Origin of the sequence: Amycolatopsis roodepoortensis (genome assembly GCF_024628825.1) — a bacterium.
Taxonomy (GTDB): domain Bacteria; phylum Actinomycetota; class Actinomycetes; order Mycobacteriales; family Pseudonocardiaceae; genus Amycolatopsis; species Amycolatopsis roodepoortensis.
In genome coordinates this window covers 3,195,015-3,207,454 of sequence record NZ_CP102415.1, presented here as the reverse complement: position 1 = coordinate 3,207,454, position 12,440 = coordinate 3,195,015, and the positions used below count along the sequence as shown (strand labels likewise).

Sequence of the window (12,440 nt, the reverse complement as noted above, 5' to 3'; positions counted from 1 at the left end):
ACGGCTCCAATCACGCGAGTTACGTGAACGGGCCTAGCCCAGGAAGGACTCCACGGCGTCGGCGGCCTTGTCGATGCCGCCGTTCCCGCGCGTCTCGGCCCGCACCTCGGCCAGCCGCGCGGCCACCTCCGGCGACCCGGCGACCCGCTCGACCGCGGCCCGCAACGTCGAGGCCGTCACCTCGTCGGCCGGAAGCTGCTCGCCGACGCCGAGTTCCGCCAGTTTCGCCGCGTTGCCGAAACCGTCGGTGGCCAGCGGGATCGCGACGGTCGGCACGCCGTACCACAGCGATTCCGTGCTGCCGCCCATGCCGGCGTGCGTGATGAACGCCGACGCGGCCTCCAGCACCGCGAGTTGCGGCACGAACTGATGGACCTCGATGTGGTCCGGCAGCGGCCCGAGCTCGGCCGGATCGGTCTGGCCGATCGAGATGACGACGTGCCAGTCCGAATCGCGGAACCCGTCCACGCAGGCGCGGAACAGGTCGAGCTGGTCGGTGAACGCCGTGCCGAGCGACATCAGCAGGACCTTCCTGCCGCTGGACGGCGGGGTCCAGCTCCGGTCGGCGAGGCGTTCCGGGTCCAGCGCCGGGCCGACGAACCGGACCGACGACGGCACGCGTTCGACGTTCGGCTGCATCGCCTTCGGCAGGAGCGCGAGCACCTGGGGCGGATGGGAGATCCAGTCCCAGGCGTCGGCCTCGATGCCGTTCTCGTTCAGCCAGCGGGTGAACGTGGCGAAATAGTCCTTTCCGGACGGTGAGGTCCGGATCGCGGTCAGCATCTCGCCCATGTCCTCTTCGTAGCCTTCCCAGGCGACATACGTCGGGGAAAGCTGGACCGCGGGAACGTCGTACCGCCTGGCCAGCAGCGGAGCCGGGAGCCCGCCGATGTCGTAGAGCAGCAGGTCCGGGCGGTTGTCGTCGTAGAAATCGGTGAGCACCGGCATCGCCTGGATGCCCTCGTCGAGGAAGACCCGCATCTGCGACGCCGGATCCTCCGGCCACGCCGCCTGATCACCGAGCGGGAGGATCGACGGGTGCGCGACCACCTCGGCCCCGGTCGGCTCGATCAGCCCGGTGAGCGGCTCGCCCACGGCGTAGCTGACCCGATGCCCGCGAGCGACCAGCTCACGGATGATCGCGAGCGACGGATAGATGTGACTCGGGGCGGTGCTGCCGATCATGGCGATGTGCTGGTTCTGCATGATGTCCTGTCCGAATCCGTGAAGGAATGTCAGACGGCGCGCAGAAAGGGGGCCTCCCGATCGCGGGAGGCCCTGCGGTCACGCCGTCTCAGGCGGTGCGCATGCGGATGAAGTAGATCATGATCGACAGCCTAGCGATCCCCGCGAGGCCGCCCAACCGATTAACGGGTTGCCCGGTTTGCCGCGATCGGGACCCGCCGTTGGTAGGGACCTTCGCCGGAAGGCTTCCGCAGGTCATGGACGTGGATAGGGTTTCGGGGCTTTCACCTTTGGAGGGAAAGGGAGAAACCTTGAGACGTGTGCTCATCACCGCGCTGGCCGTCGCCACGCTCGCGTCGGTCGCGGTGACCACGCCCGCCGTCGCCGCGGAAGAGACGCAACCCGCCGAGACGATCACCTGGGGCGCCTGTACCGACCAGACGTTGATCAACGCGGGTGCCGAATGCGGTTACCTGCCCGTTCCGCTGGACTATTCGCGGCCGCGAGGCGAGAAGATCCAGCTCGCGCTCAGCCGTGTCAAGCACAAGACACCCGAGGCGCAGTACCAGGGCGTCATGCTCACCAACCCGGGCGGTCCCGGCGGCTCCGGGCTGCTGCTCGCCACCCGCGGGACGCGTGTGCCGAACCGCGCCGGCGACGCCTACGACTGGGTCGGTTTCGACCCGCGCGGTGTCGGGTCCAGCAAACCGGCGCTTTCGTGCATCCCGGACTACATGGACTACAACCGGCCGAACTACGTGCCGACGACGCGGCAGCTGGAGAAGACCTGGCTGCAGCGTTCGAAGTCCTACGCCGACGCGTGCGCGGAGAAGAACAGCCGCGCGCTGCTGGAGAACATCAAGACGACCGACACGGTCAAGGACATGGAGAGTATCCGCAAGGCGCTCCGCGTGGAGCAGCTGAACTTCTACGGGTACTCCTACGGCACCTATCTCGGCCAGGTCTACGGGACGCTGTTCCCGCAGCACGTCCGGCGGATGGTCCTCGATTCCACTGTGGACCCTCGCAACGTCTGGTATCAGGCCAACCTGAATCAGGACGTGGCCTTCGACGTCAACCTGAACATCTGGTTCGGCTGGGTCGCGTCGCACGACGACGTGTACCACCTCGGCAAGACGCAGGCCGCGGTGAAGCAGGTCTTCGACGAGCAGTTGAAGAAGCTGGCGGCGGTTCCGGCAGGCGGCTACATCGGGCCGGACGAGTTCATCGACGTCTTCCAGCAGGCGTCGTACTACCAGCTGCGCTGGACGCTGCTCGGCGACGCGCTCGCGAAGTTCGTCAACAAGGGCGACTGGCAGACGATGAAGGGGCTGTTCGAGGCCTTCGGCGGCCGCGGTGACGACAACGGGTACGCCGTCTACCTCGCCGTCCAGTGCACCGACGTGAAGTGGCCGCCGAGCTGGCAGCAGTGGAAGCGCGACAACTGGCGCACGTACGAGAAGGCGCCGTACTTCACGTGGCAGAACGCCTGGTTCAACGCTCCTTGCCTGTACTGGCCCGCGAAGCCCGCCAAGCCGGTGAAGGTCGACGGCTCGAAGGTGCCGAGTGTGCTGATGATCGGCGAGACGCTCGACGCGGCGACGCCGTACGAAGGCAGCCTCGAGGTGCGTAGCCGGTTCCCCGGTGCGCGCCTGATCGGTGAGCCGGGCGGCACGAGCCACGCCATCACCCCGCGCGGCAACGCTTGCGTCGACAACCGGATCGCGGACTACCTGGCTACCGGGGCGCTGCCCGACCGCAAGCCCGGGCGCACGGCGGACGTCGAATGCGCGCCGCTGCCGCTCCCGGTGCCGCCTCCGGCACCCGCTTCGGTTCCTGACGCGGCCACCTCCCGGGTGCCCGCCTAGGCAATGCGCGTGAAGGCCCCCTTCCCTCGGCTCAGCCGAGGGAAGGGGGCCTTCACGCGCATTCGGGGTTTCCGCGACAGGGGACTTTGTGTTACAAAGTGCGAGTGAGCTTTGTAGTTCAGAGTGCTCGAAGGGGGAAAGTCATGGCGGACGCGTTCAGCCTCGAAGGGCTGGTCAAGCGCTTCGGCGACGTCCTGGCCGTCGACGACGTCAGCGTGCGGGCCGCACCGGGGGAGGTGGTGGCGCTGCTCGGGCCGAACGGTGCGGGCAAATCGACCACCATCGACATGCTGCTGGGCCTGAGCAGGCCGGACGCCGGTCAGGTGCGGGTCGCGGGGCTCAGCGCGAGCGAGGCGATGGACCGGGGGATGGTCGGCGCGATGGCGCAGAACGGGACGCTCCTGCGGGACGCGACGGTCGCCGAACTCGCCGGCCTGTTCGCCTCGCTGCACCGGAACGCGCTGCCGGTCGGGGAGGTACTCAAACGCGCCGGCGTCGCCGAATACGCGAACCGCCGCTGCGGAAAGCTTTCCGGCGGTGAACAGCAGCGGGTGCGGTTCGCGCTCGCGCTGGTCGGCGATCCGGACCTCCTGGTGCTCGACGAGCCGACCGCCGCCATGGACGTCGACGGGCGCCGCCGCTTCTGGGCGTCGATGCGCGAGTACACCGAGACGGGCCGCACGGTCCTCTTCGCGACGCACTACCTCGCCGAGGCCGAGGACTACGCGGACCGCGTCGTACTGATGCGGCACGGCCGGGTGGTCGCGGACGGTCCGGTCGGTGAGGTCCGGGCCGCGGTCGCCGGACGTGTGCTGCGTGCCGTCGTCCCGCAGGCCACCGAGGCCACGCTCGCCGCGCTGCCCGGGGTGTCGCGCGCGGTGCTGCGCGCCGGGCACGCGGAACTGAGCTGTGCCGATTCCGACGCCGCCATCCGCGGCCTGCTGCGCGAGTTCCCGCTCGCTGCGGACATCGAAATCACCGCCGTGGGACTGGAAGAGGCCTTCATCGCGCTGACCGCCGACGAGGCCGAAGGAGCCGTGAGATGAACCTGAACTACCTGGCGCTGGAGATCAAGCGCATCGTCCGCAGCCCGCAGTTCGCGTTGTTCACCATCGGCATGCCCTTGGCGATGTTCCTGTTGTTCGGCGGGATCTTCGGCGCTCGCGACATCGCTCCCGGGGTCTCGACCGCGACGGTGACGATGGTGAACATGGCCGCCTACGGCGCCATGACCGCCGCGCTGTTCACCGGCACCCGCGTCGCCACCGAGCGCACCGACGGCTGGCAGCGCACCCTGCGGCTGACCCCGATGCGGGCGCCGGGCTATCTGATGGTCAAGGTGTCGGCGGGATTGTTCGTCGCGTTGCCCGTGCTGCTGGTGATCTTCGCGGCCGGGATGATCCGCGGCATCCGGCTCGAAACCGGCCAATGGCTGACCATCTTCGGCACGCTGTGGCTCGGGACGCTGCCGTTCGCGGTGCTGGGCCTGATGATCGGCCTGTTCGGCAAGGGTGACACCGTCCAGGCCGTGACCGGTGCGCTGATGCTGCCGCTGGGCATGTTCGGCGGGCTGTGGATCCCGCTGCAGGTCCTGCCCGGCTGGATGAACACCGCGGGACAGCTCATGCCGACGTACTGGCTCGGTGAGATCGGCCGCGCGCCGGTGCTCGGCGGTGCGGGCACGCTGACCGCCGTCGCGGTGCTCGCGGCGTGGCTGGTGATCCCCGCGCTCGTGGTGATGGCGAGGTTCCGGCTAGACACGGCGAGACTGTGAACCCGTGTTAGTTTTCCGAGGTGGTGGAGGATGAACGGGACGGCGACGAGCGGCCGATGACGCCCGAGGAGTCGCTGGCGCTCATCGCCACGCAGGCGGAGAAGACCCGCCGCGAGATCGGGCCGAATCCGGCGGTGCTGCTCGCCGTCTGGGGATTGGTGTGGCTGTTCGGTTTCGGGCTGATCTACCTCTCCGCCCCGCCGACCGCGCTGATGCCGCTGTGGGCCGCCGGCGCGATCACCGTCGCCGGGTTCGCCGGGGCCATGGTGTATTCGGCGATCTACGGCATCCGCTCGAGTCGCGGCGTACACGGGCCGTCCCGGCTCGTCGGGGCGATGTACGGGTGGAGCTGGATGATCGCGTTCGGCGGGCTGACGGTGGTGAACACCGCGCTGATCCGCCTCGGCCTCGACACCGAGCTGATCCCGTTGCTGTGGTCCGGCACCTCGCTGATGCTGACCGGCCTGATGTACCTCGCCGGCGGGATGTTGTGGCAGAGCAAGCTGCAGTACGGCCTCGGCGTGTGGATCATCGCGAGCGGCGCGGCGAGCGTGCTGGCCGGGGGACCGTACAACTTCCTCGTACTGAGCCTCGCGGGCGGCGGTGGCTTCCTGGTGGCGTCGCTGGTGTTCCTGGTGCGGGCGCGATGAGCGAAGACGGGTTGCCCCAGCTCGACCCGGTGATCCACGCGCAGGCCCGGCTGCGGGTCACCGTGGCGCTGTCGAGCCTGGGGCCGGGGGACAGCATCACCTTCCCGCGGCTGCAGCAACTGCTGGACATGACGCCGGGCAACCTGTCGACCCATCTGCGCAAACTCGAGGACGCCGGCTACGTCGAGATCACGAAGGCGTTCGAGCACCGCACGCCGGTGACGCTCGTCGAGCTGACCACCCGTGGCCGGGCCGCGTTCGAGGAATACACGAAGGCCCTGCACCGTCTTCTCGAGGTGCCGGGCGATGGGCGCGCATGACCGGTGGGTCATCCACCTCGACATGGACGCGTTCTACGCCTCCTGTGAACAGCTGACCCGGCCGACCCTGGCGCGGCGTCCGGTGCTGGTCGGCGGCGCGGGACCGCGGGGCGTGGTCGCCGGGGCGAGCTACCAGGCACGCGAGCACGGGATCAAATCGGCGATGCCGATGTCGCAGGCCCGGCGGCTGCTGCCGCCCAACGGGGTGATCCTGCCGCCGCGGTTCAAACTGTACGAATTGCTGAGCACCCAGGTGTTCGACCTCGTCGCCACGTACGCGCCCGTGCTGGAACGGATCTCCCTCGACGAGGCCTTCGCGGAACCGCCTTCACTGGCCGGTGCCTCCTCGGACGAGGTGCGGGAGTTCGGCGCGCGCCTGCGGGAGCACATCCGGTCGGAGATCGGCCTGGTGGCGTCGATCGGGGCGGCGTCGGGAAAGCAGGTCGCGAAGGTCGCGTCCGATCTGGCGAAACCGGACGGGCTGCTCGTCGTCGACCAGGGCACCGAACGCGACTTCCTCGCGCCGCTGCCGACCAGGGTGCTGTGGGGGATCGGCCCGGTGGCGGAAGGGAAACTGCGGGCGATCGGCGTCCGGACGCTCGGCCAGCTCACCGCGCTCTCCGACGCCGACGCGGTGTCCACATTGGGCAGTGTGGTCGGGCGGGACCTGCGGCGGCTGGCCACCGGCGTCGACGACCGGCCGGTGTCCGACCGCGCGGAACTCAAGCAGGTCAGCGCCGAGACGACGTTCGACCGGGACCTGATCGACCTGGCGAGCCTGCGGCGCGAGGTCCGCGACCTCGCCGTGCACGCGCACCGGCGCCTCGTCAACGCCGAACGCGTCGCGCGGACGGTGGTGGTGAAGCTGCGGCACACCGACTTCAGCACCGTGACGCGTTCGGAGACGATGGCCTCGCCCACCGACGAATTCGACCAGCTCGCCGCGATGGCGGAACGGCTGCTGATCGACCCGACCGAGTTCGGCGGCGTGCGGCTGGCCGGGGTCGCGTTCTCCGGGCTTTCGGTGCCGCATCAGGATCCGCTGTTCACGCTTTCCGTTCCGGCCGCCGAGACCCCCGTGGTCGAGCGAGCGCCCGCGCCGGCGGCCCCGGTGTCGTCGTCGAGCTGGCGGCCCGGGGACGACGTCGTGCACGACACGTACGGCACCGGATGGGTGCAGGGCGCCGGGCACGGGCGGGTGACCGTCCGGTTCGAGACGCGCACCAGCGGGCCGGGGGTGGCGCGGACCTTTCCGCAGGAGGATCCGGCACTGCGCCGGGGCGAGCCCGGCGACTGCCTGGCCTGAGGCTCCCGTGATTGAACGCGTAACTCGCGTGATTGGAGACGTATCTCGCGTGATTGAAGAGCGAACTCGCGTGATTGGAGGGCGATCACGGTGTGCGGCCTCTGATCACGCGAGTTACGTCTCTGATCACGCGAGTTACGTCTCTGATCACGTGAGATCGCTCCGGCTCAGCCGCGGCAGACCGTCACGAAGTTCGCGCTGGTCACCTTCACGTCGCGCGGGCAGTTGCGGAAGCCGAAGATGCACCAGTTCCCGTCGTCGCCTTCGATCAGCAGCGCGCCGTACGCGCGTTTCTCGTTCCGCTGGTCGTTCAGGACCGCCATGGCGGCCTGCCCCTTCTGGTCGACACTGCCGACGGCGACCGGCGTTTCGCCGGAGACCAGCTCGTCCGGAGCGGCGGGCTTGTCCGGCGTGCGCGGGCAGGTCAAGGCCAGAAGCGCGGGATTGTCGCCGTCGGTCATCGCCTTCGCGATCGCCCCGGCGGTGCCGTCCGCCGTCGTCCGGTCGGGCGACGAACCGCACGCGGCGGTGACCCAGAACGCGGCGGCGACGAAACCGATCAGGCCCCACCGGGAGTGCGCGGTCATGGCAGCGATACTCCGCGATCAGGCGTGACGCTGTCCAGTGACGGGCCGTAAGGCAGGATGGAGAGACCTTCACCCGATCGAGGGAACCGATGTTCAGCTCCCGTGCCCGTCAGACCACCGCCCTCCTCGGCGCCGCTCTCCTGCTCGCAGGGTGCAGCAGCGCTCCGGAACAGCAGCCGCGGCCCGCCACGTCCGAGGCGCCGGCGGCGAGCCGGGCGCCGGACGGGTCGTTCACCGTGGTCGCGACCGGTGACGTGCTGATCCACCCCGCGCTGACCGAGCAGGCGAAGGAGGACGGCGGCGGCAAGATCGACTACCGGCCCCTGCTGGCCGGGATCAAACCGCTCATCTCCGGGGCCGACCTCGGCATCTGCCATCTCGAGACCCCGATCGCGCCGAAGGGCGGGCCGTACAGCGGCTACCCCTCGTTCAGCGCGCCGCCCGAGATCGTCGACGCGCTCAAGGACACCGGGTACGACACCTGTTCGACGGCGTCCAACCACACGATCGACCAGGGTGTGGACGGCGCGACCAGGACGCTGGACAAACTCGACGAGGCCGGGATCAAGCACACCGGTTCGGCGCGTTCGGCCGAAGAGGCGAAGAAGCCGCTGATCGTCGACGTCAACGGCGTCAAGGTCGCCCAGATCTCCTTCTCCTACGGCTTCAACGGGATCAAGGTGCCCGCGGGCAAACCCTGGCTGGTCAACCAGATCGACCCCGAAGACGTGATCGCCGAGGCCAAGGCCGCGCGGAAGGCGGGCGCGCAGGTCGTCCTCGCGAGCCTGCACTGGGGCACCGAATACCAGCACGACCCGACCGCCGAACAGCGCTCGCTGGCGAAGAAGCTGCTCGCCGACGACTCGATCGACCTGATCATCGGCCATCACGCACACGTCGTGCAGCCCTTCGAACAGATCGGCGGCAAGTGGGTCGCCTACGGCCTCGGCAACAGCGTCGCCCGCCATTCGGAGCCGAGGGGGTCGACCGAACAGGGTGCGGCCGCGCGGTTCCGGTTCGTGCGGGACGGCGAACGCTGGAAGGTCGACAAGGCCGAATACGTCCCTACGCTGGTCCAGCTCGGCCCGCCGATCCGCCTGCTCGACCTGACCGCGGGCCCGGCAGGGAACGCCGGCGCCGAAGCGCTCAAGGCCACCGACGAGGTCGTCCTCAGCCGTGGCGCCGGTGACCAGGGGCTGACCCGGCCCGGCCGCTGACCCGAGGAGGACAGGGGTGGGCTCTTCCCCGCCCACCCCTGCCTCACCGCGCCCGCCTTCAATACCGTCGCCGCACCACCAGTTTCGCGAGGGCCGCGAGCTCGGCGCCTGGGCGGGGCACCGGGTTCGAGACGGCGAGATGGTGCAGCGCGCCGGTCAGGAGCGCGTCGGCCTGCTCCTGACTCCACGCCCGGCCGCCCGCGCGTTCCACCAGTGCCGCCGCGTGGGGCAATTCCGCGACGTCGAGGTTTTCCTTGCGGTACAAGGCATCCAGTTCTCGACCGGCGTCCGTCCCCGAGTGGAGCGCGGCCACCACCGGCAGGGACTTCTTCCGGTTGGACAGATCCGAGTGGACCGGTTTCCCGGTCACCGCCGGATCGCCCCAGATCCCGAGCAGATCGTCGATGTGCTGGAACGCCAGCCCGAGTGCCCTCCCGTACTCGGTCAGCCGGTCCACCTGATCGCGCCTCCCTTCCCCGGCCAGTGCCCCGAGCGTGCACGACGCCCCGAGCAACGCGCCGGTCTTCCCCTCGGCCATCCGCACGCATTCGGCGGTGTCGACGTCACCGCGTTCCTCGAACTTCAGGTCGGCGCTCTGTCCCTCCAGCAGATCGATCACGGCGGTGCTGAGCACCCGCAACGCGTCCTGCCCGAACGGGGCCAGCACCTCGAAGGCGCGGCACAGCAGGGCGTCCCCGGCGAGGATCGCCGCGCCGGTGCCGAAAACGGTCCACGCCGTCGGCCGGTGCCGCCGGGTGGTGTCGGAGTCCATCACGTCGTCGTGCAGCAGGGAGAAGTTGTGCACCAGTTCCACCGCGACACCCACCGGGACGGCGATCTCGGCGTGCCCGCCGACCGCCTGTGCCGACAACAGCGCGAGCGCGGGCCGCAAGGCCTTCCCGCTGTCCGAAGTGGACGGACGTCCGTGTTCGTCCCACCAGCCGAAGTGGTAGCCGGCGATGAGCCGCATCGATTCGGGCAAGCCGTCGACGGCGTCGCGCAGTGCCGGATCGAGCAGATTCCGGCTCCAGGTCAGCACTTCGCCGGCTGGACGTGCTCCGGTGCGGGTCTCGGTTGTCGTCAACGGACTCCCTTTCGGTCGACCCGGTGAACTGCTGTTTTCCGCAATTCTCGGATACCCATTCGAGCGGGGCGGGTGCAAAGTCAACATAGCAAGGCGTAATGCCCGGACAAACAACTCGATCGGGTCTGCGGAGAGGTTCACCTGTTTGCCGGACCACCCCCGGACGCGTGGCCGGGAGGCGGTCGTTCGGGTGCCAGGGCCACGGGAAATGCCGAGGATGCGGCAAGGTCGGTGACTTCTCGTGGCGGCCGCTCACTCGGTCGTGAAGCCGGGCTCTCCGACCGGTGACGCGCCTTTCCGGCGCGTGGCGGAAATTGTTTCGAGTGCTGAGAAATTGGGCCGAGACGGTGATGATCGGCCGGGCGTCGTCCGCCGCTGGTATGAATTGATTCAACCGGTCTTTTCCGCTCGTGGAAGCGTGAACTAGTTTCGGCAGTCTCCCGCCTGGAAGGACTCGAATGGGTATTTACCTGACCGGCATCGCCTGGGTCGTCGGCGCGGCCGCCCTCGCGGGCTTCGTCGGCTACCTCGTCCGCAGGTTCGGCTGGGACGAGGGACGCCCCGACAACAACGACGCCGCCGGCCAGGTGTTCACCATCGTCGGCGGGCTGCACGCCGTCCTGGTCGCGTTCATCCTGATCTCGCTGTTCGACTCCGCGACCGCGGCGCGCGAGGGCTCCTACCACGAGGCGGACAGCCTGGTCGCCGCCGTCTGGGCCGCCGATTCGCTGGGGACCGAGGTCAAGGACGAGGTGCGGAAGCTGAGCGCGGAGTACATCACCACGGTCGAGCAGAAGGAGTGGCCGCTGATGGCCGGGGGCGAGACGAGCCTCCCCGATCTCGGCTGGACACAGCTCGACATGTTGCGCAAGGCGGTGGACAAGGCCCCGTCGGACGACGACTGGCTCCGTGAACGCAAGACCGAGGCGTCCACCCAGCTCTGGCAGGTCTACGAGGCCCGGCAGGACCGGCTCAACGCGGTCGTCGGCGGCCGGGTCGGCGGCGTGGTCTGGTTCGCGCTCATCCTCGGTAGCCTCGTTTCGGCGCTGTTGCCCAACCTGTTCGGCGGCACCCGGCTGGCCGCGCATCTCGTGATCGTGTCCACGCTGGCAGGCACGGTCACGTTGCTGCTGTTCGCGATCTACCAGCTGCAGAACCCGTTCGGCGGCGGGGTGCGGATCCCGCCGGACGCGTTCACCTCCGCGCTGGCGAGGATCTCTTGAGCCGGTGAGCACAGTGGACCGGCTGACGCGGACGGCGGCGACGGTGGCCGTCGCCGGTCTGGTGGGCGCGTCGGCACTGCTGACCCCGATGGCCGCGCGCGCCGCCGAATCCTGCCTGGTGGTGCAGGCGGAGACCGGGTCGCACGGGAAGTCGAAGCTGCGCTGGCTCGACGCCGGATCGGGGACCACTTCGCGGGTGACCGAACCGGGCTACCGCCTCAACGCGCTCGGTTACTCCGCGACACGGAACCTCGTCTTCGGTGTCGCGGAAGGGCTCGGCCGGGGTACGCACGCGGTGACGATCGATCGTGAGGGCAAGACCCAGGATCTCGGCCCGATCACCCGCGCGGGGAACCGGCTGCCGGTGTGGAGCCCCGTCGCCGGGGTGACCGCCGGCGCGATCGGCGGGAATTCCTGGTACCTGCTCAGGAACGGCACACTGTACACAGTGGACTTGTCGCCGGGGGACCGGTACCTGCGGATCGTCAGGACGGTGTTCCTGCGGCCGATCACGCTCGCCCACGACGTCAACGATTTCGCGTACCACAACGGATTGCTCTACGGCGTGTCCACCACCTGGCGCGGAAAGGGCGCCGTGATCACCATCGATCCGGCGTCCGGCAAGGTCCGAGAAGCCGAAGACGCGCGTTTCCCGCCCGCCGACGTCTACGGCTCCGTCGTCCTCGGCCGTGACGGCGCTATGTACGCGATGGCGAATCGGATCGGCGGGCGCAGCGTCCTCTATCGCCTCGACCGGAGCGGGCAGGTGACCGTGGTGCGTTCGGGTCCGCCGCTGGCGGGTTCGGACGCCGCGGGCTGCCTCACCGCGCCCGAACCACCAAAGCCCGAACCACCAAAGCCCGAACCGCCCAAGCCGACGCCCACGCCATCTCCGACACCCACGCCGAGTCCGACGCCTTCCTCCACTCGGACTCCGACGCCTTCCCCCAGCCCGTCCTCGACGCCTTCGCCCAGTCCGTCTTCGTCACCGAGCCCTTCGCCGACGCCGTCGTCGAGCGCGGCGCCGACTCCCGCGCCTCAGGTGGTCCCGCCGCCCGCTCCCGCGCCGAAACCGTCTCGTTCGGCCGCGCCCAGGGAGCGGAAGGAGGCGGCGGAGACCGATTCCCTCGCCCGCACGAAGGAGAAGCGGCGGTGGGGATTGACCGCGCTGGTGCTGATCCTCGGCGGCGGCGCGGCGGCGGGTGCCGTCCGGCGGGGCCGGTGAG

At 69.5% G+C, this 12,440-nt stretch carries 12 protein-coding genes; 9 read left to right on the top strand and 3 right to left on the bottom strand.

Translation table 11 applies throughout. The features are described from left to right. Window positions 1-33: 33 nt before the first annotated feature. Complete coding sequence (locus NQK81_RS14985) at window positions 34-1,206, bottom strand: macrolide family glycosyltransferase (protein WP_257488679.1); 1,173 nt, start codon at window positions 1,204-1,206, stop codon at window positions 34-36. Between the two features lie 290 nt (window positions 1,207-1,496). Between NQK81_RS14985 and NQK81_RS14980 the strand changes: the two genes are divergently transcribed. The 6 genes from NQK81_RS14980 to NQK81_RS14955 all read left to right on the top strand — a co-directional run bounded on the left by NQK81_RS14980 (window position 1,497) and on the right by NQK81_RS14955 (window position 7,103). After that, a complete protein-coding gene (locus NQK81_RS14980; protein WP_257488678.1) occupies window positions 1,497-3,053 on the top strand; it encodes an alpha/beta fold hydrolase in 1,557 nt (518 codons plus the stop codon). A 143-nt stretch (window positions 3,054-3,196) separates the two neighbouring features. After that, window positions 3,197-4,099: an ABC transporter ATP-binding protein gene (locus NQK81_RS14975; protein WP_257488677.1), complete on the top strand. Its 903-nt coding sequence runs from the start codon at window positions 3,197-3,199 to the stop codon at window positions 4,097-4,099. Then, window positions 4,096-4,827, top strand: a complete 732-nt coding sequence (locus NQK81_RS14970) for an ABC transporter permease (RefSeq protein ID WP_257488676.1) — start codon at window positions 4,096-4,098, stop codon at window positions 4,825-4,827. The genes NQK81_RS14975 and NQK81_RS14970 overlap by 4 nt, the downstream gene beginning before the upstream one ends. A gap of 20 nt (window positions 4,828-4,847) precedes the next feature. After that, window positions 4,848-5,477 carry a hypothetical protein gene (locus tag NQK81_RS14965; RefSeq protein WP_257488675.1) on the top strand — a complete coding sequence of 210 codons (630 nt, stop codon included), beginning with the start codon at window positions 4,848-4,850 and terminating at the stop codon, window positions 5,475-5,477. Continuing rightward, window positions 5,474-5,797: a transcriptional regulator gene (locus NQK81_RS14960; RefSeq protein WP_034320046.1), complete on the top strand. Its 324-nt coding sequence runs from the start codon at window positions 5,474-5,476 to the stop codon at window positions 5,795-5,797. Before NQK81_RS14965 ends, NQK81_RS14960 begins: the two co-directional genes overlap by 4 nt. Next, a complete protein-coding gene (locus NQK81_RS14955) occupies window positions 5,784-7,103 on the top strand; it encodes a DNA polymerase IV (RefSeq protein WP_257488674.1) in 1,320 nt (439 codons plus the stop codon). The genes NQK81_RS14960 and NQK81_RS14955 overlap by 14 nt, the downstream gene beginning before the upstream one ends. A 167-nt stretch (window positions 7,104-7,270) precedes the next feature. Here NQK81_RS14955 and NQK81_RS14950 read toward each other — a convergent pair whose 3' ends face one another. Then, window positions 7,271-7,690, bottom strand: coding sequence for a hypothetical protein (locus NQK81_RS14950; RefSeq protein WP_257488673.1), 420 nt, complete (start codon window positions 7,688-7,690; stop codon window positions 7,271-7,273). 89 nt (window positions 7,691-7,779) lie between these two features. Between NQK81_RS14950 and NQK81_RS14945 the strand changes: the two genes are divergently transcribed. Continuing rightward, a complete protein-coding gene (locus NQK81_RS14945; RefSeq protein WP_257488672.1) occupies window positions 7,780-8,907 on the top strand; it encodes a CapA family protein in 1,128 nt (375 codons plus the stop codon). 58 nt (window positions 8,908-8,965) lie between these two features. Here the strand turns inward: NQK81_RS14945 and NQK81_RS14940 are convergent, their stop codons facing one another. Further along, window positions 8,966-9,991 (bottom strand): family 2 encapsulin nanocompartment cargo protein polyprenyl transferase, encoded by a 1,026-nt coding sequence (locus NQK81_RS14940; protein ID WP_257488671.1) that lies wholly within the window; start codon window positions 9,989-9,991, stop codon window positions 8,966-8,968. A 458-nt stretch (window positions 9,992-10,449) separates the two neighbouring features. Here NQK81_RS14940 and NQK81_RS14935 point away from each other — a divergent pair, with 458 nt between their 5' ends. After that, entirely contained in the window at window positions 10,450-11,214 is a 765-nt protein-coding gene (locus NQK81_RS14935) for a bestrophin-like domain (protein WP_257488670.1), read from the top strand. A gap of 4 nt (window positions 11,215-11,218) precedes the next feature. Beyond that, on the top strand, window positions 11,219-12,439 hold the full coding sequence (locus NQK81_RS14930; protein ID WP_257488669.1) for a DUF6923 family protein: 1,221 nt from the start codon (window positions 11,219-11,221) through the stop codon (window positions 12,437-12,439). Window position 12,440 lies beyond the last annotated feature (1 nt).

What these genes read in the sequence shown, in the direction of transcription:
- NQK81_RS14975 (WP_257488677.1), top strand. Translation starts at nt 3,197, where the DNA reads ATGGCGGACGCGTTCAGCCTCGAAGGGCTGGTCAAGCGCTTCGGCGAC.
- NQK81_RS14970 (WP_257488676.1), top strand. Translation starts at nt 4,096, where the DNA reads ATGAACCTGAACTACCTGGCGCTGGAGATCAAGCGCATCGTCCGCAGC.
- NQK81_RS14935 (WP_257488670.1), top strand. Translation starts at nt 10,450, where the DNA reads ATGGGTATTTACCTGACCGGCATCGCCTGGGTCGTCGGCGCGGCCGCC.
- NQK81_RS14985 (WP_257488679.1), bottom strand. Translation starts at nt 1,206, where the DNA reads ATGCAGAACCAGCACATCGCCATGATCGGCAGCACCGCCCCGAGTCAC.
- NQK81_RS14945 (WP_257488672.1), top strand. Translation starts at nt 7,780, where the DNA reads ATGTTCAGCTCCCGTGCCCGTCAGACCACCGCCCTCCTCGGCGCCGCT.
- NQK81_RS14960 (WP_034320046.1), top strand. Translation starts at nt 5,474, where the DNA reads ATGAGCGAAGACGGGTTGCCCCAGCTCGACCCGGTGATCCACGCGCAG.
- NQK81_RS14950 (WP_257488673.1), bottom strand. Translation starts at nt 7,690, where the DNA reads ATGACCGCGCACTCCCGGTGGGGCCTGATCGGTTTCGTCGCCGCCGCG.
- NQK81_RS14955 (WP_257488674.1), top strand. Translation starts at nt 5,784, where the DNA reads ATGGGCGCGCATGACCGGTGGGTCATCCACCTCGACATGGACGCGTTC.